The 26,670-nt window shown below is 36.7% G+C and carries 24 protein-coding genes, 5 tRNA genes and 1 other RNA gene; 3 read left to right on the forward strand and 27 right to left on the reverse strand.

Annotated elements, in window-relative coordinates; translation table 11 throughout:
• Positions 1 to 118: 118 nt before the first annotated feature.
• The 15 genes from rpoB to tuf form a co-directional block, all read right to left on the reverse strand.
• Positions 119 to 3,940, reverse strand: a complete 3,822-nt coding sequence (gene rpoB / locus EK417_RS15800; protein WP_110368389.1) for a DNA-directed RNA polymerase subunit beta — start codon at positions 3,938 to 3,940, stop codon at positions 119 to 121.
• A 573-nt stretch (positions 3,941 to 4,513) separates the two neighbouring features.
• Positions 4,514 to 4,744 (reverse strand): hypothetical protein, encoded by a 231-nt coding sequence (locus tag EK417_RS15805; protein WP_076595001.1) that lies wholly within the window; start codon positions 4,742 to 4,744, stop codon positions 4,514 to 4,516.
• A 31-nt stretch (positions 4,745 to 4,775) separates the two neighbouring features.
• Complete coding sequence (locus EK417_RS21165) at positions 4,776 to 4,919, reverse strand: hypothetical protein (RefSeq protein ID WP_168802010.1); 144 nt, start codon at positions 4,917 to 4,919, stop codon at positions 4,776 to 4,778.
• 19 nt (positions 4,920 to 4,938) lie between these two features.
• Positions 4,939 to 5,331, reverse strand: coding sequence for a hypothetical protein (locus EK417_RS15810; RefSeq protein ID WP_136522685.1), 393 nt, complete (start codon positions 5,329 to 5,331; stop codon positions 4,939 to 4,941).
• A 270-nt stretch (positions 5,332 to 5,601) separates the two neighbouring features.
• Positions 5,602 to 5,970 carry a 50S ribosomal protein L7/L12 gene (gene rplL, locus EK417_RS15815; protein ID WP_062675820.1) on the reverse strand — a complete coding sequence of 123 codons (369 nt, stop codon included), beginning with the start codon at positions 5,968 to 5,970 and terminating at the stop codon, positions 5,602 to 5,604.
• A 46-nt stretch (positions 5,971 to 6,016) separates the two neighbouring features.
• A complete protein-coding gene (gene rplJ, locus EK417_RS15820) occupies positions 6,017 to 6,604 on the reverse strand; it encodes a 50S ribosomal protein L10 (RefSeq protein WP_110368387.1) in 588 nt (195 codons plus the stop codon).
• Positions 6,605 to 6,621: 17 nt separating this feature from the next.
• Positions 6,622 to 7,314, reverse strand: coding sequence for a 50S ribosomal protein L1 (gene rplA / locus EK417_RS15825; RefSeq protein ID WP_002976422.1), 693 nt, complete (start codon positions 7,312 to 7,314; stop codon positions 6,622 to 6,624).
• A gap of 11 nt (positions 7,315 to 7,325) precedes the next feature.
• A complete protein-coding gene (gene rplK / locus EK417_RS15830) occupies positions 7,326 to 7,769 on the reverse strand; it encodes a 50S ribosomal protein L11 (RefSeq protein WP_047435399.1) in 444 nt (147 codons plus the stop codon).
• Positions 7,770 to 8,039: 270 nt separating this feature from the next.
• On the reverse strand, positions 8,040 to 8,708 hold the full coding sequence (locus EK417_RS15835) for a hypothetical protein (RefSeq protein WP_076594996.1): 669 nt from the start codon (positions 8,706 to 8,708) through the stop codon (positions 8,040 to 8,042).
• A gap of 6 nt (positions 8,709 to 8,714) precedes the next feature.
• Entirely contained in the window at positions 8,715 to 9,362 is a 648-nt protein-coding gene (locus tag EK417_RS15840) for a hypothetical protein (RefSeq protein ID WP_110368386.1), read from the reverse strand.
• A 12-nt stretch (positions 9,363 to 9,374) separates the two neighbouring features.
• Complete coding sequence (locus EK417_RS15845) at positions 9,375 to 9,995, reverse strand: hypothetical protein (RefSeq protein WP_076594994.1); 621 nt, start codon at positions 9,993 to 9,995, stop codon at positions 9,375 to 9,377.
• A 483-nt stretch (positions 9,996 to 10,478) separates the two neighbouring features.
• A complete protein-coding gene (nusG, locus tag EK417_RS15850) occupies positions 10,479 to 11,021 on the reverse strand; it encodes a transcription termination/antitermination protein NusG (protein ID WP_002976412.1) in 543 nt (180 codons plus the stop codon).
• Between the two features lie 19 nt (positions 11,022 to 11,040).
• Positions 11,041 to 11,247: a preprotein translocase subunit SecE gene (gene secE, locus EK417_RS15855; protein ID WP_002976410.1), complete on the reverse strand. Its 207-nt coding sequence runs from the start codon at positions 11,245 to 11,247 to the stop codon at positions 11,041 to 11,043.
• A 12-nt stretch (positions 11,248 to 11,259) separates the two neighbouring features.
• A tRNA-Trp gene (locus tag EK417_RS15860) sits at positions 11,260 to 11,330 on the reverse strand.
• Between the two features lie 63 nt (positions 11,331 to 11,393).
• The gene (gene tuf, locus EK417_RS15865) at positions 11,394 to 12,581 is read right to left on the reverse strand and encodes an elongation factor Tu (RefSeq protein WP_034693176.1); all 1,188 of its coding nucleotides are present in this window, start codon (positions 12,579 to 12,581) and stop codon (positions 11,394 to 11,396) included.
• Positions 12,582 to 12,903: 322 nt separating this feature from the next.
• On the opposite strand from tuf, the gene EK417_RS15870 reads away from it, so the two are divergent.
• Positions 12,904 to 14,406 (forward strand): DUF4394 domain-containing protein, encoded by a 1,503-nt coding sequence (locus EK417_RS15870; protein WP_136522686.1) that lies wholly within the window; start codon positions 12,904 to 12,906, stop codon positions 14,404 to 14,406.
• Positions 14,407 to 14,491: 85 nt separating this feature from the next.
• Here EK417_RS15870 and EK417_RS15875 read toward each other — a convergent pair whose 3' ends face one another.
• The 12 genes from EK417_RS15875 to rpsU form a co-directional block, all read right to left on the reverse strand.
• Positions 14,492 to 17,593, reverse strand: a complete 3,102-nt coding sequence (locus tag EK417_RS15875) for an efflux RND transporter permease subunit (RefSeq protein WP_136522687.1) — start codon at positions 17,591 to 17,593, stop codon at positions 14,492 to 14,494.
• A 69-nt stretch (positions 17,594 to 17,662) separates the two neighbouring features.
• Entirely contained in the window at positions 17,663 to 18,748 is a 1,086-nt protein-coding gene (locus tag EK417_RS15880) for an efflux RND transporter periplasmic adaptor subunit (RefSeq protein WP_110368401.1), read from the reverse strand.
• Between the two features lie 4 nt (positions 18,749 to 18,752).
• Positions 18,753 to 19,994 carry a TolC family protein gene (locus tag EK417_RS15885; protein WP_136522688.1) on the reverse strand — a complete coding sequence of 414 codons (1,242 nt, stop codon included), beginning with the start codon at positions 19,992 to 19,994 and terminating at the stop codon, positions 18,753 to 18,755.
• 209 nt (positions 19,995 to 20,203) lie between these two features.
• Positions 20,204 to 21,568 (reverse strand): sensor histidine kinase, encoded by a 1,365-nt coding sequence (locus tag EK417_RS15890; RefSeq protein ID WP_136522689.1) that lies wholly within the window; start codon positions 21,566 to 21,568, stop codon positions 20,204 to 20,206.
• On the reverse strand, positions 21,569 to 22,249 hold the full coding sequence (locus tag EK417_RS15895; RefSeq protein WP_110368383.1) for a response regulator transcription factor: 681 nt from the start codon (positions 22,247 to 22,249) through the stop codon (positions 21,569 to 21,571).
• 131 nt (positions 22,250 to 22,380) lie between these two features.
• Positions 22,381 to 22,452 (reverse strand) — tRNA-Thr (locus EK417_RS15900).
• A gap of 42 nt (positions 22,453 to 22,494) precedes the next feature.
• A tRNA-Gly gene (locus tag EK417_RS15905) sits at positions 22,495 to 22,567 on the reverse strand.
• An 86-nt stretch (positions 22,568 to 22,653) separates the two neighbouring features.
• Positions 22,654 to 22,734 (reverse strand) — tRNA-Tyr (locus EK417_RS15910).
• Positions 22,735 to 22,752: 18 nt separating this feature from the next.
• Positions 22,753 to 22,826, reverse strand: a tRNA-Thr gene (locus EK417_RS15915).
• 109 nt (positions 22,827 to 22,935) lie between these two features.
• The gene (locus EK417_RS15920) at positions 22,936 to 23,226 is read right to left on the reverse strand and encodes an HPF/RaiA family ribosome-associated protein (protein ID WP_076594989.1); all 291 of its coding nucleotides are present in this window, start codon (positions 23,224 to 23,226) and stop codon (positions 22,936 to 22,938) included.
• A complete protein-coding gene (locus EK417_RS15925; protein WP_136522764.1) occupies positions 23,223 to 24,110 on the reverse strand; it encodes a tyrosine-type recombinase/integrase in 888 nt (295 codons plus the stop codon). Before EK417_RS15925 ends, EK417_RS15920 begins: the two co-directional genes overlap by 4 nt.
• A 78-nt stretch (positions 24,111 to 24,188) precedes the next feature.
• Entirely contained in the window at positions 24,189 to 24,386 is a 198-nt protein-coding gene (gene rpsU / locus EK417_RS15930) for a 30S ribosomal protein S21 (protein ID WP_034693154.1), read from the reverse strand.
• A gap of 269 nt (positions 24,387 to 24,655) precedes the next feature.
• On the opposite strand from rpsU, the gene ssrA reads away from it, so the two are divergent.
• Positions 24,656 to 25,057: a transfer-messenger RNA gene (gene ssrA / locus EK417_RS15935) on the forward strand.
• Between the two features lie 247 nt (positions 25,058 to 25,304).
• Positions 25,305 to 26,540, forward strand: coding sequence for a site-specific integrase (locus tag EK417_RS15940; RefSeq protein ID WP_136522690.1), 1,236 nt, complete (start codon positions 25,305 to 25,307; stop codon positions 26,538 to 26,540).
• The last annotated feature ends 130 nt before the right edge of the window (positions 26,541 to 26,670 follow it).

The raw sequence follows: 26,670 nt of genomic DNA on the forward strand, positions 1-26,670 counted from the left end.
TTTTTTAGATTTTAGATTTCAGATTTCAGATTTCAGAAGAAATCATCATTCCAAATTCAAGGATTATAAAATTCTTAGAGTGTCATAGTCTGACATCTTGTGTCTGACATCTGATATCTTACTCCTCCAATCTTACGTCTAATCCAAGACCTTGTAACTCGTGAAGTAATACGTTGAATGATTCCGGAATACCTGGTTCAGGCATAGATTCACCTTTTGCAATTGCTTCATAAGTTTTTGCTCTACCAATCACGTCATCCGACTTCACAGTTAAGATCTCTCTCAGGATGTTAGATGCACCGAATGCTTCAAGTGCCCAAACCTCCATCTCTCCGAATCTCTGACCTCCGAACTGAGCTTTACCTCCTAACGGCTGCTGAGTAATCAATGAGTAAGGACCAATAGAACGTGCGTGCATCTTATCATCTACCATGTGTCCTAGTTTCAACATGTAAATGATACCTACTGTTGCAGCCTGAGTAAATCTTTCTCCGGTACCCCCATCATAAAGGTGAGTGTGACCGAATTTAGGAAGACCTGCTTTCTCAGTGTATTCAGTAATCTGATCAAGAGTTGCTCCGTCAAAGATTGGCGTAGCGAACTTCATACCCAGTTTCTGACCTGCCCATCCAAGAACTGTTTCATAGATCTGACCAATGTTCATACGGGAAGGTACCCCTAGTGGATTCAATACTATATCTACTGGTGTTCCGTCTTCAAGGAATGGCATATCTTCTTCACGAACGATTCTTGAAACAATACCTTTGTTACCGTGACGTCCTGCCATTTTATCCCCTACATTCAGTTTACGTTTCTTAGCGATATAAACTTTAGCCAGCTTCATGATACCTGCCGGAAGCTCATCTCCGATTGAAATTGCGAATTTCTCACGGTTTTTAACTCCCTGGATGTCGTTATATTTGATTTTGTAATTGTGAATCAATTGTTTGATCAATTCATTCTTGTCAGCGTCTACTGTCCAGTCTGAACCGCTAACGTTTACATAATCTTCAACTGAAGTTAATAACTTGTGAGTAAATTTCACACCTTTACCGATGATTTCCTCGTCCAGGTCATTTTGTACCCCTTGAGAAGTTTTACCGCTTACCAGTGTATTTAATTTTTCAATTAACGTATTTCTCAACTCGTCAAACTTAGCCTTGTAAGTGTTTTCAATTTCTTCAAGTTTAAGTTTTTCTTCAGTTCTTTTCTTTTTGTCTTTAATGTTTCTTGAGAACAGTTTCTTGTTGATAACAACACCTCTTAATGAAGAGTCAGCTTTCAGTGAAGCATCCTTCACATCACCAGCTTTATCACCGAAGATTGCTCTAAGAAGTTTTTCTTCAGGCGTCGGGTCAGATTCACCTTTTGGAGTAATTTTACCAATCATGATATCTCCAGGCTTCACTTCAGCACCGATTCTGATCATACCGTTCTCGTCAAGATCTTTAGTAGCTTCTTCAGATACGTTTGGAATATCTGCTGTAAGCTCTTCCATACCTAATTTAGTATCACGAACTTCAAGAGAATATTCATCCACGTGAATTGAAGTAAACCAGTCTTCACGTACCACTTTTTCGTTGATTACGATTGCATCCTCGAAGTTGTACCCTTTCCAAGGCATGAACGCTACCACTAAGTTTCTACCAAGAGCCAATTCTCCTTTTTCAGTAGCATAACCGTCGCAAAGTACCTGTCCCTTTTCCACTACATCACCTACTCTTACGTTTGGTCTTAGGGTAATGGTTGTACTCTGGTTTGTTTTTCTGAACTTAGTAAGGTTGTATGTTTTAGTAGCAGACTCGAATTGTACTAAATCTTCGTCTTCGCTTCTTTCATATTTAATAACGATTCTGTCAGCATCTACGTACTGTACTGTACCTGTACCTTCAGCGTTAATTAAGATTCTTGAATCTCTTGCAACTTGCTGCTCAAGCCCTGTACCCACGATTGGAGCCTGTGGCTTCAATAGAGGAACGGCCTGACGCATCATGTTCGATCCCATCAATGCACGGTTCGCATCATCATGCTCAAGGAACGGAATTAATGATGCAGAAATACCAGAGATCTGGTTTGGTGCAACATCAATAAGGTTAACCTGAGATGGCTCTACTACAGGGTAGTCACCATCTAATCTTGCAATAATTCTGTCTGTCAAGAAATCACCGTTATCGCTCAATTCAACGTTTGCCTGAGCAATTACTTTGTCTTCTTCATCTTCTGCATTAAGGTAAATAGGATCAGCATTAAGATTAATCTTACCTTCTTCTACTTTTCTATATGGAGTTTCGATGAAACCTAGTCTGTTGATTTTAGCATAAATACCAAGGGATGAAATCAAACCGATGTTTGGTCCTTCCGGAGTTTCAATCGGGCAAATTCTTCCGTAGTGAGTATGGTGAACGTCTCGAACCTCGAAACCTGCTCTTTCTCTTGATAAACCACCAGGCCCTAGTGCAGATAATCTTCTCTTGTGAGTAATTTCTGATAGAGGGTTGGTTTGGTCCATGAACTGAGAAAGCTGGTTGGTACCAAAGAATGAGTTGATTACAGATGTTAATGTCTTAGCATTTACAAGGTCAAGTGGAGTAAAGATTTCGTTATCTCTAACGTTCATTCTTTCCTTGATTGTTCTTGCAATTCTTGAAAGACCTACTCCGAACTGTCCTGCTAATTGCTCACCAACAGTTTTAATTCTTCTGTTTGATAAGTGGTCAATATCATCCACTTCAGCTTTAGAGTTGACAAGCTCGATTAGGTGTCTTACGATAGCAATGATATCTTCTTTGGTAAGAACCTCAGTGGTAGTTGGAATATTAAGACCTAACTTTTTGTTCAATCTGTAACGCCCTACTTCACCTAATGAATATCTTTGCTCGGAGAAGAATAATTTTTCAATGATTCCTCTTGCTGTTTCCTCATCTGGCGGATCTGCATTTCTTAACTGACGATAAATATACTCTACTGCTTCTTTTTCAGAGTTAGTAGGGTCTTTTTGTAATGTATTCTGGATGATCGAGAATTCGTTGCTGTTTTCTTTGTGAATCAGGATTGATTTCACACCAGCATCAAGAATAAGATCTAAATGTTCTTTTTCAAGAATAGTTTCTCTGTCCAGGATGATCTCATTTCTTTCGATAGAAACTACTTCACCTGTATCTTCGTCTACGAAGTCTTCGAACCAGGTGTTCAATACTCTCGCAGCCAATGTTCTCCCTTCCACTTTTTTAAGGGCAGCTTTAGAAACTTTCACTTCTTCAGCAAGGTCGAAGATCTGAAGGATATCCTTGTCAGATTCATAACCAATCGCTCTTAATAGAGTTGTTAATGGTAATTTTTTCTTACGGTCGATATACGCGTACATTACGCTGTTGATATCTGTTGTAAATTCCATCCAAGATCCTTTGAAAGGAATAATTCTTGAATAGTAAAGTTTGGTTCCGTTGGCATGGTAAGTTTGTCCGAAGAATACACCAGGTGAACGGTGAAGCTGCGTAACGATAACTCTTTCAGCACCATTGATGATAAAAGAACCACTTGGCGTCATATAAGGAACCGGACCTAAGTATACGTCCTGAACCACTGTTTGGAAATCTTCGTGTTCCGGGTCAGTACAATACAGTTTAAGTCTTGCTTTTAGAGGAACTGAATAGGTAAGTCCTCTTTCCACACACTCATCGATTGAATAACGTGGAGAATCTACCAGATAGTCTAAGAATTCTAATACGAATTGGTTTCTTGAATCCGTAATCGGGAAATTCTCTTGGAAAGTCTTGTAAAGAGCTTCTGTCTTTCTGGCTTCAGGAAGTGTATCAAGCTGGAAAAATTCTCTGAAAGACTCAATTTGGATATCCAAAAAGTCAGGAGTGATGATTTTTCCTTTCGCTGATGAGAAATTAATTCTCGGATTTCCTTGAGTTGTTGATTTTGTTTTACTCATAAAACTTTTAAGAAAGGGTTAAAAAATATTTTGATTCATTAAAAAATATCAGAAAAGAACAAGAAACAAGATAAAAGTAAAAGGTAAAAGTGTTTTTGGCGCTCACAAAGGACCTCAGGTTCTTTTAAACTTTGTACTTGGTTCTTTCTAACTGCAACACTGGTATATCTTTTCACAGCGTAATGCAAAATATTTTTATTACTTTTGAGGCAGTATTACCGCAGTATTTATATACACAAAATCCCTTCCATGTTTTACACAATGAAAGAGTTGATTTTCAGTATTTTATAAATTTACAAACAATTTTTCGCGCCAAAAGAGGGGCAAATATACAAAAAGTTATCCACAATAACAAATAAATCATCTCATTTTGAGGCTCTTAAAATAAGAGAGGCTGCCCAAATTTGAGCAACCCCTCCGCAACACAAGCTAATCTTATGATTATTTTACAATAATCTTATAAGATTATATCGTCGATTTGATTTCTATCTTAATCATACTTACTCCTTTTGGAAATGAAGAAGTATCAATGTCCATATGAGCTTTAAATCCATCCCTCTTAACTTCCTGTCCTTATGTTGAGAACTCCATTTTTATGAGTAGCCAAACTAAGTTATGACCGTCATGTATTCTCAAATAATTTCCAGTTCCAATGTATATTCCTAAAGCTACCGTAGTTGCTATTATGCACGCATTCCCATTTGTTCTAATACCTTCACTTAAGTTTTCCCCGGTATCATCAAAATAATAATACAACGTCATGGTTTGTCCTGCAAGTGCAGTTTCAGCGGCTGTAGCATGCACTAATGCTCCGATTTGGCAAGCAGTGTGGTTTTTAGCTTTTTAATTGTACTCCTGCAAGCATTGAGACTATCTTACCGTCAAGTCTGCTTGTATTAGAAACCCATCCAATAATATCAAAGCTTGCCTGAGGTTCCATTATATTGATGCCTACCTGTGCGTAATGGATACCCCTCATAACCAGTTTAAAGGAATTACTATAGTAATTTTTTAACTTCTCTAAACGTCATACAAATATTCTCCATATGTTTTTGGCACGAATAAATCAATTTATTCGATATAGCACCAAGTTTTATCTTATTAAAGGAAAAGAGATTATATAGGAAATTTTTGCCATAGAATGTATGAGTTCCTTTTTTATGAGCAAAAAGCCTGTTAATGGCATGCCAAATATTTTTTGCTTCAGAACACATATAAACGAAAACATCAGCTAAAACAACCTGCGGATAATTTTTAATATCTGCAGAATATGACAACACAGGTTTTGCTCTCATTACAGATATCAATTTAGTGTTTGGAGTTACTGCAGCTACCGGAAGTAACAAAAATTTAATCTTATAGCCGTAAGAAAGAAAATAATTTTTATCCAATATGTTGTGTTTTTTCAGACACAAATATAATATTTTCTCAATAAAAAGAACAATTTATTAGTGAAAAATTACACAAAATAAACAAACAATACGACACAATCAAAATATTATGTTAATTTGAAATAAATAGTTAATCATAAAAAAATATATCAGAATTGAAAATAATAATATTAAAATACTGTTACAAAATAAAAGACAGATTTACAAGGGCTTACATAAGAAAAAGCCCGGGCTATTGCCCGGGCTCCTATATTTATAATACAATTGAAATTATTTCAATTCTACTTCAGCACCAGCTTCTTCTAATTGCTTCTTAAGAGCTTCAGCTTCGTCTTTAGAAACACCTTGCTTAATTGCAGCAGGAGCTCCGTCTACGATATCTTTAGCTTCTTTAAGACCAGCACCAGTTAAATCTTTTACTAATTTAACGATAGCTAATTTAGAAGCACCCGCAGACTTAAGAATTACATCGAATTCAGTCTTTTCTTCAGCAGCATCACCTGCACCACCTGCAGCAACAACTACAGCAGCAGCAGCTGGCTCAATTCCGTACTCATCCTTAAGGATAGCAGCTAATTCGTTTACGTCTTTTACAGTTAGGTTTACTAGCGTTTCAGCTAAATTTTTTAAATCTGACATTGTTGTAATGTTTTTGTTGATTATTTATTTAATTTTTTGAGTGTAATTATTCAGCACTTGTTTCTTCAGTGCTTTCTGCAGCAGCTTCCGGAGCTTCAGCAGCAGGAGTTTCTTCTACCGCAGGAGCAGCTTCTTCAGCTTTAGCTTCTACAGTTTCAGGTTTGTTTTGAAGAGCAGAAACAACTCTCTGGATTGGAGACTGAAGTAATCCGATGATTTCACCGATCATTTCTTCTCTAGACTTGATGTTAGCCAACATGTCTAGGTTGTTGTCACCAACATAGAAAGTTTCTTGAACAAAAGCAGACTTTAAAGCTGGCTTTTCTTCTTTCTTTCTGAATCCTTGGATCAATTTCGCAGGAGCATTTGCTGTTTCAGCAATCATTAATGCTGAGTTTCCTTTGAAAGATGGGAACATTTCAGAGTAATCTACTCCTTCAATTTGTTCCATTGCTTTTTGTAAAAGTGTGTTTTTTACAACTTTTACTTTGATATTTTGCTTGAAAGCCTGTCTTCTGAAATCTGAAGATTTACCAGCGTTCAAACCTTCTAAATCTGCTACGTATACTACTTTTGCATCCTGAAGCAAATCTTTGATCTCTTGTATTGCTACAACTTTTTGGTCTTTTGTCATTGTCTTAAGGATTATTATTAGTTAACAGATTTAGTATCAATTGCAATACCAGGGCTCATTGTAGAAGACAAATAGATGCTCTTCACATAAGTTCCTTTAGCAGCAGTTGGTTTCATTTTGATCAATGTCTGGATTAATTCCTGAGCATTTTCTTTGATCTTAGCAGCATCGAAAGATACTTTACCAATACCTGCATGGATAATACCATACTTGTCTACTTTGAAATCAATTTTACCTGCTTTTACTTCAGTTACTGCTTTACCAATTTCCATTGTTACAGTTCCTGATTTAGGGTTTGGCATTAAGCCTCTTGGACCTAATACTCTACCTAACGGACCTAATTTACCCATTACAGCTGGCATAGTAACGATAACGTCAACATCTGTCCAACCTTCTTTGATTTTTTGTAAATATTCGTCAAGACCTACATAGTCAGCACCAGCAGCTTTAGCTTCTGCTTCTTTATCTGGAGTTACAAGAGCTAATACTTTAACATCTTTACCAGTACCGTGAGGAAGAGATACAACACCTCTTACCATTTGGTTTGCTTTTCTAGGGTCTACACCTAATCTTACAGCGATATCTACAGAAGCATCAAACTTTGTAGTGTTCACTTCTTTTACAAGAGCTGAACCTTCTTCAAGGTTATAGATTCTTCCTTTTTCTACTTTGCTTAAAGCTTCCTTTTGCTTTTTAGTTAATTTTGCCATTTCTTTAAGTTTTAAGCGTTAGTTGGTTTAGTTCCTGTTACTCTTAATCCCATAGATCTGGCAGTACCTGCAACCATAGAAAGAGCAGAGTCCATTGTAAAACAGTTAAGATCCGCCATTTTATCTTCAGCGATTTTCTTTACTTGTTCCCAAGTTACAGAACCTACTTTGTTTCTGTTTGGTTCACCAGAACCTCCCTTGATCTTAGCTGCATCCATTAACTGGATTGCTGCAGGTGGAGTTTTAATAACGAATTCAAAAGATTTGTCTTCGTATACTGTAATTACTACAGGTAAAACTTGCCCTGGCTTATCTTGGGTTCTTCCGTTAAATTGCTTACAAAACTCCATGATGTTCACACCTGCAGAACCCAATGCTGGACCTACTGGTGGAGAAGGGTTAGCTGCGCCACCTTTCACCTGAAGCTTTACCATTTTAAAGACTTTCTTAGCCATTGTTTGTTTTTTAAATTTGAATAATTAATGAGTTTGGAAGCATTTATTATTCAGTAGGTTATGCACTCACATAACAATAAACCTACTTTTTGGACTGCAAAAGTATAAAATATTTTTGAATTAGCAAACGGAAATTACTGATTTTTAAAAGTTTTAGAAAAAAAACAAATCATGCCCTATTATTATATCATTAAAAATAATGCCAGAAAAACAAAAATGCTCATTTACTGTAAATGAGCATTTTTAAATATTTTTGAAAGAAAAGATTTACTAGAAACCTGTAGGTTTATTAATTGTTTTTGTAGAACCGTCATTTCCTCCAAGATCATCATTGATATCGTTTATATTTTGTTTTTCAATCAATCTTCTGTAGGCCATCAGATAAAGATCAACGGTAAAGTTGTTGTATGTTCTTGATGGTGTAGTAGAATTGGTAGCAATAATTCTGCTGTCTACAAATCTTGCTTTGACGTGCCAAGTCCCATTACTCTTGAAGGCAATTACTTCCGGCGATCCCTGCTTGTTGTCGTTCACTCCGTTATCACCATAATCAAGCATTACGTTGGTAGTTCCGTCATTCAGCTTGAATGAATAGTTGTGAAGTATAACCAGAAAATTGGTTGCATCAATTTTGGTATCATAATCTGCAATTCCGGTTCCGGGTACTCCGGTAAGGGTAAGCTTAAGATAATTAAACAGTCCGCTGCTTTCGAGAGCAGGATCATACAGCTGCAAAGCATTCTGTGAGGTTGCCAAAAAGCTGCCTCCTGTCATCGTAGGTTCTCCAGGATTTCTTAAATACAGAGAATTCGTATAGGTTTTTCCATTTACATCAAGTGTTTCTGTAGGATTGGCTGTGTTCACCCCTACTTTTCCTTTCTGGGCATTCAAAAATATCCCAAAGCACATGATTAATGTGATATAAATTTTTCTTTTCATAGTTTTTTATTGAAGCCCTAAAGGCGTATTGGTTGATACTCCTGAATATACCGGTGAAGCAGATGCTGAAACAGAACCATTAAAAGTTCCCCAGTCTTTAACTAATGATTTTTCAAAGACATTTAAGGTAAGTGTCCAGGTTCCATTTTGAGAAGAAACAGTTCCGGCCCCTTTAAAAGCCAAATTAATAGCATGGTATTTTTTACCTCCACTGGTTACCTGTGTAATTTCAGTTGCGTAGGAACCATAAGATTTGGGAGTGGTAGTGGTATTGGCTGCCGAAACCGCTCCTGTAAAAACAGCACCTGTAATAGCCACAACATATTTACTGGCATCTAATCCTGTATTAAGATTCACCACTTCATCCTGTCTCACATTTTTTAGTATAACATTATACATATTTACAGGTGCTACATTACGGAGCGATATATCCAACAGCTTCACCTTACCTACCGGTGAAGTATCTTTTGATCGGGTAAGAAGAAGATAGTTTCCGCCTGCCTTTGTATTTTCAGTATCTATTAAATAGGATTCCACTAATGTTTCACCTTCAACATCCAATGTCCCTTTAGGTGTGTTAGTGTTTATTCCTACTTGGGCATTCATGCTTAAAGCAGCAAAACCCATCAAGAGTATCGCAATATTTTTTTTCATAGAGTTTATGTTTTATTGAATTAATGGAGCAGCAGCAGCACCAGTAGTTGAACCGCTAAGGTTTTGTGTTGAATTAAAATCTTTGGCATATGATCTGTCAAATACCAATAAGTTCAGTGTCCAGACTCCTGTAGGGAAAGAATTATCAGGAGCGAATCCCTCGTAATCTGCCTTAAGCTTCCATGTTCCTCCCGAAGAATAAGCAAAAATCTGAGGTACCGGAGTAAGCCAATCAGCAGAATATGTTCTTGTAGGCTGTGTAAATCCGAAAGAAGAAATAACGACCAGAAACTTACTGGAATTGATCTTTGTGTCAAATTGATTTACCCAATCCTTGTCTGTAGGATCACAGGTAATCTTGAATTGAATAAGGTTGATAGGTGCCGGTGAATTAGGTACAAAAGAATCATTGTACGCTGTAATTTTGTTTTCCGGAGACGGAGACTTAATAATGAAAGTGTAATTCTCGTCTGCAGTCAGTTTTTCAAGGGGCTGCTTGAAAACTATTCCTGATGTCTTCATTGTACCGTTCACGGTAAGTTCTTTTTCCGGCGTTGTGGTATTAATACCAACCTGTGCGTTTATGAACACAGATGCACCTACCAGAGTGATCATCGAGATAATTTTTGTCATTGGGTTATGTGTTTATATAAAGCTTGTGTTTATGGATAGTTGATCCGAATTTGACATTTATTTTAAACATAAAATATCCATACCTCTGTATTGTCTGAAATAAAAAGATATAAAATTTTAAGAATTAGTTAACAGCTTGTTTGCAAGAACTATGCCATCTGAAAGTGAATCAAACAATTAAAAAAAGCTTAATGCTTAAAATGAAAATTTAATCACAAAACGGTGATATTTCAATTAAAGCAAAGTACACTATAGAGGCAATCAACAGAGTTATGATATTTTGAGGATCAATAAAATAATATCATTAAATTAAAAAAACTCTAACAACAGGGAAAAAGTGTAAAAGTAAAATTCAAAATTTCATTATGAATTAATAGGAGTACAGAATTAATTATTTCAAAAGAAGTCATTGAAAAATATAAAAAGATACAAATGAAAAAGACCGTTTTTAAAACGGTCTTTTTATATTTTATAAGTAATGTATTATACTTTTTCTACTTGCATGTAGCTCAGTTCCATTGGAGTTTTTCTACCGAAGATCAATACAGAAACCTCAATTTTCTTTTTGTCTTCAAGAATCTTCTCAACTGTACCATTGAATCCGTTGAAAGGTCCGTCGATCACTTTAACGTTTTCACCTACTACATAAGGAATTTCAACATCGCTTGCGAATTCTGAAAGTTCATCCATTCTTCCAAGCATTCTGTTAACCTCTGATTTTCTCATTGGAACAGGATCACCTCCTTTTGTTAAACTTAAGAAAGAGATAACTCCAGGAATATTTTTAATAACGTGAGGAATCTCTCCCATCAGGTCTGCTTCAATCATCAAGTAGCCAGGATAGTAAGGTCTTTCTTTAGGAACTTTTTTACCATTTCTAATCTGAATCACCTTTTCCATAGGAATAACCACTTGAGTAACGTACTGTTCAAAACCTAAACGTTTGATTTCTGTCTCAATATAGTTTTTCACTTTATTTTCCTGTCCGCTGATTGCTTTCAGCACATACCATTTCAATTCGCTCATTATGGAAAATACTTAATTATTAATTGAACAAGTTGATTAGCATTCCTATTATGTTGCTGATTGCCTTTGAAAACAATTCATCAACTCCAAAGGTAAATAAAGCCAGAATAACTGTCGCTATAGTCACTACAATTGTAGAAGACTGAAGGTCAGCCCATTTTGGCCATTCAACTTTATGTCTGAATTCGTTATAAGAACCTTTTAAAAAATCGACAAATGAACTCATAATTTATATTTGCACGGGCACAAGGATTCGAACCCTGATCAACGGTTTTGGAGACCGGTATCCTACCATTGGACGATGCCCGTAGTTAAAAAAAGCTCCGTAAAGAATGTTCCTTACGGAAGCTTTTTATATGTTTTAGATGTGGATTAGTCGATGATTTCAGTTACCTGACCTGCACCTACAGTTCTACCACCTTCTCTGATCGCGAATCTAAGACCCTCGTTAAGAGCGATTGGCTGAAGTAATTCAACAGTGATTGTTAAGTTATCACCAGGCATTACCATTTCTACACCTTCTGGTAAGAAGATCTCACCTGTAACGTCAGTAGTTCTTACATAGAACTGAGGACGGTACTTGTTGTGGAATGGAGTGTGACGTCCACCTTCTTCTTTAGAAAGGATATAAACCTCAGCTTTGAATTTTTTGTGTGGCTTAACTGAATCTTTCTTAGCGATAACCATACCTCTCTTGATGTCAGTTTTTTCAATACCTCTCAACAATAGACCTACGTTATCACCAGCTTCACCTCTGTCTAGGATTTTTCTGAACATTTCAACCCCTGTAATAGTAGAAGTTAATTTTTCATCACCCATACCTACGATATCAACCGGATCACCAGTGTTGATAACACCAGCCTCGATTCTACCAGTTGCTACAGTACCTCTACCTGTAATAGAGAATACGTCTTCGATTGGCATCAAGAATGGCTTATCCTGATCTCTAACAGGCTGCTCGATCCATGTATCAACTGCATCCATCAATTCTTCAACAGTCTTAACCCACTTCTCGTCTCCGTTAAGAGCACCAAGAGCAGATCCTTGGATCACTGGAGAGTTATCTCCGTCATATTCGTAAGTAGATAATAAATCTCTAAGTTCAAGTTCAACAAGCTCTAAAAGCTCAGCATCATCCACCATATCAACTTTGTTCATGAAAACAACGATTCTTGGTACATTTACCTGACGGCAAAGTAGGATGTGCTCTCTAGTTTGAGGCATTGGTCCATCAGTTGCAGCACATACTAAGATCGCTCCATCCATCTGAGCAGCACCAGTTACCATGTTCTTAACATAGTCGGCGTGACCTGGACAGTCAACGTGTGCATAGTGTCTGTTTTCAGTTTCGTACTCGATGTGAGCTGTATTAATAGTGATACCTCTTTCTTTTTCTTCTGGAGCAGAGTCAATAGCAGAGAAGTCTTTTTTCTCAGCAAGACCTTTGTTCGCTAATACACTACTGATAGCTGCAGTAAGTGTAGTTTTACCATGGTCAACGTGACCAATAGTACCAATGTTCAAGTGTGGTTTGTTACGATTAAACGTTTCCTTTGCCATGATTTAAAATTATTTATTTATTGTTTTTCAAATTTTCGGTGTGCAAATATAATGAATTTTTAAATACCAAAAACTTTTTATTAAAAAAACTTTCAATATTCTCATCCAGTGAAGGACAAACCTTATATTTCAACGTATTGAGACTGCAAATTTACAAATTTTTCCCAATAGAAAAAATCCTTAGAAACGTTTTATTAAAAATATAAACTATCTTACTAATTATGAATACAATATACTGAAAAAAAATCCAGAGAATTAATTTGTGTACATCCAGCTTTATTTTTTTCTCGTAAATATAAAAACAACAACTAAAATCAATATTATGAGAAAACTATTACCCATGTATTTGGCTTTGTTTGCCATTACAACCTTATTTTCATGTGATAATTCAGATGAAAATATCATGACTGAAAATATGACATCTCAAGGGCCTGATCTTATGGTGTATGGAATAACAGCCATGAACGAGCTTGTTTATTTTAATTCCAACAATCCAAAAAATTTCACCTCAAAAACATCTGTAACAGGTGTTGCATCAGGCGAAAAGCTGTTAAGTATAGATTTCAGACCTGCCACAGGAGAATTGTATGCATTATCAAATGCCAGCAAATTATATATTATCAATACAGCCAATGCCTCCGCAAGAGTGGTAAGTTCAACGGCATTTACTCCTATGATCTCCGGAACAATTGCTTCTATTGATTTCAACCCTACTGTTGACAGAATTCGTTTGGTAAGTAATTCTGGCCAAAATCTACGCTTACATCCGGAAACCGGAGCTGTTGCGGCCACAGACATCAATATTAACGGCACAGGAAGCCCGTCCATAACCGGATTGGCATATACCAACAGCAAAGCAGGTGCCTCTACAACTGTTTTATACGATATCGATCCTACTTTGGGGAAATTATATAAGCAGGACCCTCCCAACAATGGAACTTTAGTAGAGGTTGGAAGTCTTGGAACGACTTTTACGGGACAGTCTGCTTTTGACATCAAATATGATAACAGTACTGCTCTTCTAGCTTTCAATGATAAATTACATGTTCTGGACCTGAATAATGGTAAAACAACCTCAATAGGATCACTTCAGCAGGGAATTATTGATATTGCCATCCCTACAGAACCGGTAGCTTACGCTATTGACAATTCAAATAATCTTCAGATTTTCAATCCCAATAATCCTATGCCTGTTTCTAAAACAGTGGCCGGATTACAAAGCGGCGAGAATATTTTAGGAATAGATTTCCGTCCTGCGAACGGACAATTGTATGCTTTGGGAAGCTCAAGCAGAATCTATACAATTAACTTAGGTACAGGTGCCGCTACTGCTGTGGGAGCATCTCCATTTTCCACCTTACTTTCCGGCACGGATTTCGGATTTGATTTTAATCCCACAGTAGACAGAATAAGGGTAGTAAGCAATACAGGACAAAATCTCCGCCTCAATCCTAACGATGGAACAATTGCTGCTGTAGATCTTACACTGAACCCGGGAAGTCCCATGATAAGTGCAGCCGCCTATACCAACAACTTTGCCGGAGCTACCTCAACTACCTTATTGGTGATTGATCATAATACGGATAAATTATATCTCCAAAACCCACCCAATAACGGAACTTTGGTTGAAACAGGTTCTTTAGGAATCAACATTACCAATGCCAATGGTTTTGATATTGGAAGTATGAGCCAAAAGGCCTATTTAATGGCATCAGTAGGTTCATCTACAAAAATTTACTCTATCAATACAACGACAGGAGCAGCCACTTCTGTTTCCGATTATCCGAATGCTGTAAAAGCTTTTGCAGTAGGATTAGGATTTTAAATTTTAAACTCATCCTATTTTATTTCAATAATCGGGAAGCGCTGAAAACTTTGTTTTCCGCGCTTCTTACTATATAAATGAAAGATTAATCAAATTTGACCGAGCTTTTCGTTTTGTTGAAAATCCAGAAGATAATAGGGAAAATAAGCAGGGTAAGCACTGTAGCGGTAATCAGTCCTCCAATAATAACAATGGCCAGAGGTTTCTGAGACTCCGATCCGATTCCTGTAGACAAGGCTGCCGGCATAAGCCCTATGGAAGCCATCAATGCTGTCATAATTACAGGTCTCGTCCTGGATTTTACTCCATTTAAGATGGCGGTGTCTATATCCATTCCGTCTTTAACATTCTGGTGGAACTCTGTAATAAGGATTACCCCGTTCTGAATACAAATTCCAAGAAGAGCAATCATCCCTACTCCGGCAGAGATTCCGAAATTGATACCGGTAACATGCAGGGCGATAATTCCACCTATCAAAGCAAAAGGCACATTCGCCAGTACCAGAAGAGAATCTTTCATATTTCCGAACAGAATAAACAGCAGGAAGAAAATCATCAGGATACTCACCGGTACTACTTGTGCCAATCTGTGTGATGCGCGCTGCTGGTTTTCAAACTGACCTGTCCATCCTACGGAATACCCATCCGGAAGTTCAATAGTTTCCACTTTTTTCTGTGCATCCGCAATGGTACTTCCCAAATCTCTGTCACGGATGGAGAATTTAACCCCGATATATCGCTTGATATTGTCTCTGTAAATAAATGCGGCTCCGTTATCCTTAACAATGGTACTTATTTCTTTTAAGGGAATTTTTGCTCCATCCTGTGTAGGGACCATCAAAGAAGCAATATCGTTTTCATTGGTTCTGTATTCCTGAGAATAACGAAGACGGATCGGGAATTTTCTTTCCCCATCGAACATTTCAGACGCTGTTTTCCCTCCAAACGCCATTTCCAAAACGGCTTGTGCATCTGCAGGCATTACTCCGTAAGCAGCCATTTTATCTCTGTCCAGAACCACACTTACTTCAGGCTGGCCGATATTTTTAATAATTCCCGGGTCTTTTACGCCTTGTACGTCTTTAATTTTAAGCAAAACTTCATGGGCTAATTTGTCCAGCGTTTCCAGATTGTCACCATAGATCTTGATTCCATTTTCTGCTTTGAATCCTGCTACAGCTTCGGCTACGTTATCCGAGATCGGCTGGGAATAGTTGAAAGTAATTCCCTGGTAACTTCTGAGCTTTTTGTCTATTTCATTGATCAGTTCATCATAAGTAATTTTACGCTTCCATTCTTCTCTTGGCTTAAGATTAACTGCAAACTGCACAAATCCGAACCCGTTGGGATCAGTCCCGTCATTACTTCTTCCCGTCTGCGCAAGAACATCTGTCACTTCGGAGAAGCTCAGAATGTCTTTCTTTAAAAGATCTGCTGTTTTCAGAGATTCTTTTAATGAAGAACTCATCGGCATTTCTGCAGTGATCCACAATGATCCTTCATTCAGCTGAGGCAGGAATTCTGTTCCTAAAAACTTTCCGGAAAACAATGTAACAGCCAGAAAGGAAATCGCTGCAATCATGCTCATTTTTTTGTGCCTGAATGTTAAATTAAAACCTTTCAAAACGATTCTGTCCCAAAAGTTAACAAACGGATTATTTTTTTCTCTTACATTTTTATTTAAAAGGATATGCGAAAGAACAGGAACCAATGTTAATGTAAATATCAATGCTCCCATTAATGCAAATCCTAATGTAAATGCCAGAGGAGAGAACATTTTACCTTCCACTTTCTGAAATGAGAAAATAGGAATCAACGAAGTGATGATGATTAATTTTGAAAAAAAGATCGCTTTTCCTAATCCGGTTCCTGTCTGCTTGATCCAGCCTCCTTTTGCGAGTTTATTGAATTTCTCCATTCCGTAACGCTTCGCTTTATGATCTAACATTACGAAGAGGCCTTCCACCATGACGACGGCTCCGTCTATGATAATCCCGAAGTCTACAGCACCTAACGAAAGCAGATTGGCACTCATCCCGGCCAGTTTTAAACATAAAAAGGCAAATAGTAAGGATAGAGGAATGATGATGGAAACAATCAGCGTAGTTCTCCAGTCTGCCATGAAGATTAAAACGATTACCGTTACCAGAACAATTCCTTCAATAAGGTTATGCATTACGGTATGGGTTGTGAAATCCATCAGATTGTCGCGGTCATAGAAAGTGACCATTTTCACATCTTTTGGAAGGACTTTTTCGTTAAGCTCTTTAATTTTAGCCTTCACTCCTACCAGTACTTCTCTTGGATTCTCCCCTTTTCTCATCACAACGATTCCTTCCACGGTATCATCATGATGATTCAGTGCAGCCTGTCCTACTCTGGGCATAGAGCTTTCGTGAACTTCTGCTACATTTTTTACCAAAACAGGATTTCCACTGTCATTCTGAATCGTAATATTTCCGATATCCGCTACAGATTTTACGAGACCAATTCCCCTTACCACGTAGGCCTGTCCGTTTTTCTCAATAACATCACCTCCTACATTCAGGTTACTTTTGGTAACGGCATCATATACCTGAAGCGGCGTGAGGTTATATTTATCCAATGCTCTCGGATCAATACTGAGCTCAAACACTTTATCCTGCCCTCCGAAAACATTGATATCTGCTACACCCGGAACTCCTCTTAGAGCACGGTCTATTATCCAGTTTTGCAGGGTAAGCAGTGTTCGGGAGTCTTTTGTTTTACTTTCCAGCGTATATCTGAAAATCTCACCGGTTGGCCCGTAGGGTGGCTGTACTTCAGGGTCTACCTCATCAGGAAGGCTAATGGTTCTTAACTGGTTATTGACCTGATTTCTGGCAAAAGTATCATCCACCCCGTCGTCAAAAAGAATTTTAACAATAGAAAGCCCAAACATGGTGGTACTTCTTACACTTGTTTTTTTCTGAACCGGGCTCATCGCCAATTCGATGGGTGTCGTGACAAAACGTTCTACTTCTTCTGCACTACGCCCATTCCATTGGGTGATGATGACAATCTGGGTATTGGTTACATCCGGAAAAGCTTCAATAGGCATGTTTTTGAAACTTATAAAACCAGAGATGGCTAAAATCGCTACCCAGATAAAGGTAAATGCTTTATTTTTTAATGAAAAAGCGATTATATTTTTTATGAATTTATTCATGATAGATACATTGATGACCTAAAAAAGCCGTTAAAGAAAAAAGTACATATTCTTAATGGTTTAATAAGACTAGCTGTTCAGTGAACGGTAGATCAGCAGCTGGTTATTGGTAATTACTTCTTCTCCTTCTTTAAGACCGTGTGCAATATAGGTGACATCACCAACCTGCTTTAATACTTTGATTTCTCTGATCTTTACATCTGTTCTGGATTTAAAAATCACCACAAAGCTTTTATTATCATCAAAAATCACTGCTTTGGAGGGAACGGTAAGTGTAGCGTTGCTTTCAAGGCTGGAAACTTTTATCGTGGCTTTACTCTCCGGGATCAAAAGTCCGTTGGCATTGTTCAATACTACTCTTGCCTGCATGGCGTTGGTCTGCGGATCAATAATTTTGAAGATCTTATCAATTTTTCCATCAAAAACCTTGTCCGGATAAGAAAGTGTGGATACCTGGGCCTTCATTCCAAGGCTGATTTTATCAATATCAGATTCGTTGACATTCATAATAGCCCATACATTGGTAGTATTGGCCACATCAAAGATATTATCACTCCTGTCACTTCTCAGCTGCATGTCTTTGTTAATACTTTTCTGAACAATATAACCATTGATAGGTGCTACTACACTGTATATATTTCCGCTTTTCACATTATAAACGGTACTTACAGCGGCGGCTCTCTGCAACTGATCTTCTGCTTTTTGTAACTGACTTTTAGCTTCCAGTACATCTCTTTCCGTATTAAGCTTTCCTTCGTAGAGTTCTTTTGCAACACGGAGGTTATTTTTTGCTACTACAAGATCTGTTTTTGCATCGCTAACATCTTTCTGAATTTCTGCAAGCTCAGTACTTCTGATGGTAGCCAACACCTGTCCTTTTTTTACATAGTCACCCAATTCTACATTCACACTCATCACATTTCCTCCTACCAAAGGGTAAACATCTATATAACTGTTTTTGTCTGCCGATATTTTTCCATAGAAGCTGTATTCATCTTCTATATTCTTTTTTTCAACTTTTGCCAGAGAAATAGAATTCAGCATGGTGTTACTGAGCTCGAATCCTTTTTTCGTATGATTATTTTTCTCTTCCTCTTTTTTTGAACAGGCCATTAATGAAAGGACCATCAATGCGGGAATAATATATGTTTTCATCATTTTAATAGAAGATTTTCGTTTGTACTAGTTGATTAAGTTGTTCTGCCGACTGCATGATCTCATTTTTCATATCATAGATCTGAAGAGCTGTCTCCCTATAGCTATCCATGAAGTCTGTAAATTCAATCAGGTTGATATTTCCTTTTCTGAAATTGGTCAGCATTCCGTTGTAAACAAGTTCCATATTCTGAAGGTCTGTAGTTTTTACATCCAGAAGCTGATCATATTGTGCCTTCCAGGTTTTGTATGCAGATTGAACTTTAGTTTCCAGCGTCAGTTTTTGAAAATCAGCATTTTTCTGATTCTGCCGGATAGCATAGTTTGCTTTTACTACATTTCCCTGATTGGCTTTCCATAGTGGCAAAGGAATTCCCAAGGTCAGATTAGCTTCGTTATTAAAAGTTCCTCCTGCCTGATCCCACGCTGCACCTACCGTAACATCCGGTACATTCAATGATTTCTGCCACTGTGCATACAACTTACTGTTATCAATGAGCTTCAAATTGTATCGGTAATCTGCATTATTTTCGAGGGCTTTGCTTTTCAGTTCTTCTTCATCACCGAAAGGCTGTGCTGCCAGAGCTTCTTTTGCTTCGGTTTCAGACATTGCTGGCTCTATCTCTTCTGCAACTCCTGTCAGAACTTTCAAATTCTGCTCAAAATCAAGAATATTTTTATTGATCTCCAGCTTATCATGATTCAGCTGAATCACAATACTCTGCAGCCTTACAGCATCTTTAAGGGAAACATTTCCTTTTGCCGACTGTATACGATAGGCATTCAAAAGATCATTCATATATCCTAACTGCCTGTTGGTATTTTCCAGCTTTCGTTTTTCGTAATAAAGGTTAAAATAAGCAGAGCGAAGCTGAGATCTTAAGTCTACCAGCAATTGTGAAAACTGAAGCTGGGCCAGTTCTTTATTGGATCTGGCAAAAGCAATTTCACTTTTCTTTTTGCCGCCCATATAAATCAATTGAGTAATACCCGCTCCTTTAGAATGTCCGACATCAAAAAACTTTTTGTTCTGAGGATTGTAAGCATTGAACTGTCCGCTTAACTGAGGTAATTCCCAGATTTTAGCCTGCAGAATATCCGCATCAGCCATATTGATGTTGTATTGTTCGGCGAGCAGCTGGAGGTTGTTCTTCTGAAAAGCTTCTTCGCATTCCAAAAGAGACATCTGCTGTTGTGCCGCCATGAATGAGGAAACGGCGAGGCACAGCACTGCAATTCTGTTCATTATTATTTTTTTAAATTACAAAATTGCTTTGATGCTATTAAAAGAAACTTAAATGACGCTTAAAAAAATATTAAAATAGTTATGAACAGGCTGTTTACAGAATAAATTACGAGACAAAATCAGTTAATTTTTCTACAAACATTCAATTTTTGTTAAAAATTCAAATCAGGAGTTTAACAAAAAAGCAACTGTTTTCGTATCAGTCGCTTTTATTTTTTAAAAAATAATGTAAACTTATTCATGTGATCCTCAGGGGAAGCGTATACAATATCTGCATCATGATATTCCAGAATCCTTTTGACAATTCTAAGGCCTAATCCTGACCCTGCTATATTCTGTGCGTTATTTCCTCTTGTGAAAGCTTCAAACAGTTTAGTCTGTTCCTCTTCAGAAATAGTATTGCCGTGAGAAATAACTTCAACGGAAAGATTATCGTTGGTTTCAGTAATCAAAACATTCACTTCTGTATTATCTGAATACACTGCTGCATTTTTAAATAAGTTGATAAATACGATTACCAATAATGAATGAATTCCTTTTATAGTCAGAAAAGCATTTTCAGAACTATCTTCATTGATCAGAAAATCCAGCTTAAGTTGTGGATAACTTTTCTCCACCGCTTCAAAGGCTTCAAAGATGACTTCATCAATTCTTACTTCCTCATAAATGCTCTGAATATTTTCTTTATCAAACTTTGTCAACAGCAGAAGTGAATTGGTAAGGTCTGATAATTGATAAACGTCCCGCTGAATCTGTTTTAAAGAAGACATCGTTTCCGGAGAATGTTCCTCAAATTTAATCAGATTTTCCAGCTGAAATGCCATTCTTGTTATCGGCGTTCTGATCTCATGCGAAGCACTGGCCGTAAAATCTTTTTGCGACTGAAATACATCATCCAGCCTTCCAATCATGGTATTAAAGGATTTGGCAAGAACACTTACTTCATCATTAGACTGCTCTACCGGAATCTGTGTGGTGAGTTTATGGGCAGTAACTTCAGAAATTTCCTTGTTCAGGTCTTCCAGTGGACGAAGGAACTTTTCGACAAAATAATAACTGAAAAAACCAATAAGCATGGTGCTCATCACATAAGCCGTAATCAAAAGATATTTAAGATATCCCAACTTGGATTTTCCGTTGGTATCAAAAGCACTGGTAAGGATATAATAATTTTCTCCATTAATATTCCTGAGTGCAGCATAGATTTCCGGAACTGTTTTTTCTGTATAGATAATTTTCTTTTTATCCAGCTCTTTAAGCATTGCACTGTCCCAGATGACATTCCGGTCTTTGATCGTACTGTAGATGAGTTCTTTTTTCTCATTGAAAATTAAAATCTTTTCATTCAAAAGAATGTTATCTGAATTTTCGTTGAAAAAAACCGGAGCCTCTTCTTCAAAGTCTTTTGATTTTGAGATAAAATGGGAAGTAAATTCAAGTCGCTGTCTGAATCGTTCTTTAAACTCATCCCTTCTGAAATCGTTAAAAGATAAATAAATGACCGCCATCACCATTCCAAATAGTAATGAAAAGGCAATACTTATCGTTAAAGCGATCTTCCTTTTTAAAGACATTTATAATGGGCTTAGGTAATATCCGAAACCAGAACGGGTGTGGATCAGTTTTATTTTAAAATCTTTATCAATCTTCTTCCTCAGAAAATTGATATACACTTCTACGGTATTGGTATTTGTGTTAAAATTGTGTTCCCATACATGTTCTGTGATCTGTTGTTTGGAAACCGTTCTTCCCTGCGCTTCCGCTAGATAAACCAACAACTGAAATTCTTTCAGCGTAAGGGTTATTTCATTTCCTCCACGATAAACCTTCTGCTCTGTTTTGTTGATAATAAGGTCATCAATTCTTACAATATCCTGATCGGAATTATCAGAAGGAGCTTTTCTCCTCAGCAGCGAATTGATTCTTAGAAGAAGTTCTTCAAACTGAAATGGCTTTACGAGATAATCGTCAGCCAGTCTTGTGAAAGCATCTTTTTTATCAGAGATATCTCCATAGGCAGAGATGATAATGATGGGAGTATTCTTGTCAAAAGAACGGATCGTCTGACAGACATCTAGTCCGTTTATTTTAGGAACATTAATATCCAGCAGATACAGATCATAGGTACTATTTTTTATCTGACGGAGAAAGGTTTCTCCGTCATAGATTTTATCACAGTTAAAATTATTTGATTCTAAAAATCTGCACAATTCTGCAGACAGAATGAGATCATCTTCCAGTAAAAGAATATTCATCAAAAATTTATTTTACACGAATTTAACGAAAATTTTATGATTGTGATTGTAAAGCTGGAGTAAAAGTTTTAAGGGATCAGTCTCAAAAGTTGGGCATAAAAAAATCCCGAAGAAAATTCGGGAAAATCGAGAGCCAACTACGGGACTTGAACCCGTGACCTCTTCCTTACCAAGGAAGCACTCTACCGCTGAGCTAAGTCGGCATCAACTAAAAAAATCACACTAAGTAGCGTGATTTTTCGTTGAGCGGAAGACGGGGGTCGAACCCGCGACATTCAGCTTGGAAGGCTGACGCTCTACCAACTGAGCTACTTCCGCAATTTTGTTTCCAAAACTATTGGTAAACGCTGTGCAAAACTAAGAAAACTTATTTAATCTCGCAACTATTTTTATAATATAAAATGTGGGGAGAGCAGGATTCGAACCTACGAAGCCGAAGCAACTGAGTTACAGTCAGTCCCATTTAGCCACTCTGGAATCTCCCCAAAAGTTTATATTTTATGAGCCTCCAGAGGGATTCGAACCCACGACCCCGAGATTACAAATCACGTGCTCTGGCCAACTGAGCTATGGAGGCAAATATAAAAAAGAATTCAAAAGATCACTGTTCCTTTTTTGCGAGTGCAAATATAGAACGGATTTTTTGAATTCTCAAATATTTTATAAACTTTTTTTGACTTTTTTTTCTACGCCATTTCTTTTTTCTTGATTAGTAGCTTTTTAGCTGTATCAACACAAAGGTCCAAACTTTCTTCAAAACTGGTAGATGTTTTCTTTACTACGATATCGTCTCCCGGAACCGCCAAAATAATCTCAGCAGTTTTATTAGCTTTATCAGCGTTATTTTCTACTTTTAAAAATACCTTACACTCATGAATTTTGTCATAAAAGGTATCCAATTTGCTTACTTTTTTGTCAATGTGTGACTCTAGTGGTTCGTGTGGTGTTAAACCAATTGATTGAACTGAAATCTTCATAATTCTTCTTTTTTTGATGCTCGAGGGTGAGCCTGATTAAACACTTTTTTCAATTGTTCAATATTAGCATTCGTATAGACTTGAGTACTGGCAAGGCTGGAATGCCCTAATATTTTTTTTACTTTGGAGATCTCCGCCCCATTATCCAATACGTGGGTAGCAAAGCTATGCCGTAGGATGTGAGGACTTTTTTTTTCTTTCGTTGTTACAAGACTAAGGTACTTATTAACTACCACATAAACAAATTTTTCATTGAGTTTTTTCCCTTTCTTATTGACGAAAAAATATGATTTGAATTCTGTCTGCGGATTTCTTATTTCCAGATAACTTTTCAGAAGCTCAGACAATTCATTGGAAATGGGAATCACCCTTTCTTTGTTCCCTTTTCCTATTACTTTTAATTCATTTCCATATAAGTCAACATTCTCAAATATCAGGCCACAAAGTTCTGCTTTACGCATTCCTGTCTGATAAAGAACTTCCATAATACATTTTTCAAGCACTTCATGTACCTGTTCGAAAATTCTTTCATTGAGATCAGTCATTTCCTCTTTAGACATAGGAATCTGTTTTTCAGCATAAAACTTCAGGGAAGAAATCCCTTCTACAGGAGAAACTTCAATCTCCCCTATTTTTAAAAGAAAAAGATAAAAACTTCGGAGTGAAGATAATTTTCTATTGATACTTCTTTTGGAAATATTATTTTCGCTCAATTCAACAATAAAATTTCGGATAATTTTTTTGTCTGCCCTGGCTAAATTGTCGGAAGATTCTGTTCGGAGGAAGAAATGGGAAAAGTCTTCAAGGTCTTTTTTGTAGCTTGTGATGGTATGAGGAGAATATCTTTTTTCGAATTGTAAGTATTCTAAAAATTTTTCCAGCATCATAGGTATAAAAATAAAAATTCACTCCTCAAATATAAGAATTTAAGAAGTGAATTAATATATGGTTAAGAAAAAATCTTAAGCCTGCTCTTCTTTGCTAAGCGCTCTTTGTTTGTAAGCCGCTTTTAGTCTAGCTTGTCTCAAAGTTACAGAAGGCTTAATAAACTGTTGTCTAGATCTTAATTGACGAACAGTTCCTGTTTTATCAAATTTTCTCTTGTATTTTTTTAAAGCTCTGTCGATGGATTCACCATCTTTTACTGGAATTATTAACATATTTTACATCTCATTTTGGATTGCAAAACTAGGTAATTTTTATGAGAACACAAAATATATTGCAATAAACAATCACTACCCTATCTTAAGACTGTTAAAAAAACTCGTATTAATGCCTGTTAACAGGCATTAATTTTTTATCCACAATAACCAGACATTCAATTTTTAATAGCTTCAGGTTATTCATTTTCTTTCCCAATTACTATTAAAACCACCTATATTAATGAAATGTAAACAAAAAGCACTATCTTTGCATACAATTTATTCATGGGGTTGACTGGTTTCGACAGCAAGACCAATGGGTAAGTAAGCATGCAGAGAACCGTAGCGCGATCTCTATAATCCCTTGCTACAAAATTTTAACTGGCAACGAAGAGTTCGCTCTTGCAGCTTAATATCGAAGTATAGTAGATCAAGCGTTTTCCCGAAGATTTCAGTAGGGAAGCAAGATATTCCACAAATGCTCTGTTCTGCGGCGTTTGAACCTGGGATATAGGAATGCGGAAATAAGGCTTTAGAAGCTTTGGCTAAAGCTCGAAAATTTCAGAAGATAAGCTGTTAGTTGGGTGTCTATCCTCTGCTTCCAGTCGAAAACCAATGGTAGAATAAGCATGTAGAAAGCTTATGTATTGCTTGTTTGGACGAGGGTTCGAATCCCTCCAACTCCACCAGGTGGGAAACCAAATTAATCTAAAAGCCTTTAAATCCTAGTATTTAAGGGCTTTTTTATTTTTTGAGTTATCAAAATATACCAAAGAAATACAAATCGAACGTGAGTCATTCGGTGAGTCGTCTTTAGGTAGCTTTTTGACTCACCGAATTCTCATTAAACAGCTTATTCATCAGCCTGTTCATTGATTGAACATCTTGTAGGTTTAAAGATTCAGCAATATTATTAATCTTTAAAATTAAAATGTTATGCAAACCTACAGCTTACTATTTTATGCCAAAAAGGCAAAGAACAACCCTGAATTATCTACAATTTACATGAGAATCACTGTTGCCGGAAAACGAACGGAGATTTCAACAGGACAAACGGTGAAAACCTCTCAATGGAGTATAAAATCAGGTAAGATATCAGGTAATAGTCCCAATGGTAGACAATTAAACTCCTTACTGGAAAGCTTCAGAGCTAAATTATTTGAATGCTATAATTCCTTGTATAACGAAGGCAAAGAGATAACTTGTGAAAATCTCCGAAATAAATATTTAGGAATTGAAGAAAAAAAAGTTACTCTTATTGAAGCTTTTAAAGATCACAACTCAAAGGTAAAGGAACTTGTAGATAGAGAATTTTCTAAAGGAACGTGGAAACGGTATGAAACATCATTACGGCATACTCAGGCATTTTTGAAATGGAAATTTAATATCAGTGACATTGATGTCCGTCATATTAATCCCGGATTCGTTGCAGATTATGAGTTTTATTTGAGAACTGTGAGAAACTGCTCAAATAATTCTGCTGTAAAGTATATTAGAAATTTTCAAAAAATAATTAATATCTGTCTCAACAATGAATGGATTAGCAAAAACCCTTTTATAGGCTATAAATCTAAAATAGAAAGCGTCGATGTCAGATTCTTAACTGATATCCAGCTACAAAAAATCCGTGAGAAGAATTTTAATTCTGACAGATTAAGAATAGTACGTGATATTTTCGTATTCTGCTGTTATACAGGGTTAGCCTATATTGATGCCAAGAATCTTACAAGAGATAAAATAACAAAGGGAATTGACACAGGATTATGGATAAAAACCAAAAGAGTTAAAACAAAGATCGAAGCCAGTATACCGCTGCTACCAGAAGCACAGGAAATTTTAAGCAGATATGAAAATCATCCGAAATGTATAAATGAAAATACTGTTTTACCGGTACTAAGCAATCAAAAGATGAATGGGTATTTAAAAGAGATTGGAGACTTATGTGAAATTGATTTTGATATTACTTTTCACACGGCAAGACATACATTTGCTACTACGGTTACTCTTAATAATGGTGTACCTTTAGAGACTGTAAGCAAAATGCTTGGTCATGCCAACATTCGAATGACGCAGCATTATGCTAAAATACAAGATAAAAAAATTGGAGAGGATATGTCCGTATTAAAAAAAATATTGATAAAAGGTAAAAAAATAAAAAAAGAAATGTGTTAGGGATGTATAAGATCTCCTCTTCCTCCAGCTGCTATAAAGATTACTTGGAAGACATTATCGCGTGAAATGCAAGGATTAAAAATTAAGGCTTTGATATTATAATTTTAGAACTTAATTTAAATAAAATGCT

The organism is Chryseobacterium candidae (genome assembly GCF_004916905.1).
Classification (GTDB): domain Bacteria; phylum Bacteroidota; class Bacteroidia; order Flavobacteriales; family Weeksellaceae; genus Chryseobacterium; species Chryseobacterium candidae.

What these genes read in the sequence shown, in the direction of transcription:
- rpoB (WP_110368389.1), bottom strand. Translation starts at nt 3,940, where the DNA reads ATGAGTAAAACAAAATCAACAACTCAAGGAAATCCGAGAATTAATTTC.
- EK417_RS21165 (WP_168802010.1), bottom strand. Translation starts at nt 4,919, where the DNA reads ATGAGGGGTATCCATTACGCACAGGTAGGCATCAATATAATGGAACCT.
- rplL (WP_062675820.1), bottom strand. Translation starts at nt 5,970, where the DNA reads ATGTCAGATTTAAAAAATTTAGCTGAAACGCTAGTAAACCTAACTGTA.
- rplJ (WP_110368387.1), bottom strand. Translation starts at nt 6,604, where the DNA reads ATGACAAAAGACCAAAAAGTTGTAGCAATACAAGAGATCAAAGATTTG.
- rplA (WP_002976422.1), bottom strand. Translation starts at nt 7,314, where the DNA reads ATGGCAAAATTAACTAAAAAGCAAAAGGAAGCTTTAAGCAAAGTAGAA.
- rplK (WP_047435399.1), bottom strand. Translation starts at nt 7,769, where the DNA reads ATGGCTAAGAAAGTCTTTAAAATGGTAAAGCTTCAGGTGAAAGGTGGC.
- EK417_RS15835 (WP_076594996.1), bottom strand. Translation starts at nt 8,708, where the DNA reads ATGAAAAGAAAAATTTATATCACATTAATCATGTGCTTTGGGATATTT.
- EK417_RS15840 (WP_110368386.1), bottom strand. Translation starts at nt 9,362, where the DNA reads ATGAAAAAAAATATTGCGATACTCTTGATGGGTTTTGCTGCTTTAAGC.
- EK417_RS15845 (WP_076594994.1), bottom strand. Translation starts at nt 9,995, where the DNA reads ATGACAAAAATTATCTCGATGATCACTCTGGTAGGTGCATCTGTGTTC.
- nusG (WP_002976412.1), bottom strand. Translation starts at nt 11,021, where the DNA reads ATGAGCGAATTGAAATGGTATGTGCTGAAAGCAATCAGCGGACAGGAA.
- secE (WP_002976410.1), bottom strand. Translation starts at nt 11,247, where the DNA reads ATGAGTTCATTTGTCGATTTTTTAAAAGGTTCTTATAACGAATTCAGA.
- tuf (WP_034693176.1), bottom strand. Translation starts at nt 12,581, where the DNA reads ATGGCAAAGGAAACGTTTAATCGTAACAAACCACACTTGAACATTGGT.
- EK417_RS15870 (WP_136522686.1), top strand. Translation starts at nt 12,904, where the DNA reads ATGAGAAAACTATTACCCATGTATTTGGCTTTGTTTGCCATTACAACC.
- EK417_RS15875 (WP_136522687.1), bottom strand. Translation starts at nt 17,593, where the DNA reads ATGAATAAATTCATAAAAAATATAATCGCTTTTTCATTAAAAAATAAA.
- EK417_RS15880 (WP_110368401.1), bottom strand. Translation starts at nt 18,748, where the DNA reads ATGAAAACATATATTATTCCCGCATTGATGGTCCTTTCATTAATGGCC.
- EK417_RS15885 (WP_136522688.1), bottom strand. Translation starts at nt 19,994, where the DNA reads ATGAACAGAATTGCAGTGCTGTGCCTCGCCGTTTCCTCATTCATGGCG.
- EK417_RS15890 (WP_136522689.1), bottom strand. Translation starts at nt 21,568, where the DNA reads ATGTCTTTAAAAAGGAAGATCGCTTTAACGATAAGTATTGCCTTTTCA.
- EK417_RS15895 (WP_110368383.1), bottom strand. Translation starts at nt 22,249, where the DNA reads ATGAATATTCTTTTACTGGAAGATGATCTCATTCTGTCTGCAGAATTG.
- EK417_RS15920 (WP_076594989.1), bottom strand. Translation starts at nt 23,226, where the DNA reads ATGAAGATTTCAGTTCAATCAATTGGTTTAACACCACACGAACCACTA.
- EK417_RS15925 (WP_136522764.1), bottom strand. Translation starts at nt 24,110, where the DNA reads ATGCTGGAAAAATTTTTAGAATACTTACAATTCGAAAAAAGATATTCT.
- rpsU (WP_034693154.1), bottom strand. Translation starts at nt 24,386, where the DNA reads ATGTTAATAATTCCAGTAAAAGATGGTGAATCCATCGACAGAGCTTTA.
- EK417_RS15940 (WP_136522690.1), top strand. Translation starts at nt 25,305, where the DNA reads ATGCAAACCTACAGCTTACTATTTTATGCCAAAAAGGCAAAGAACAAC.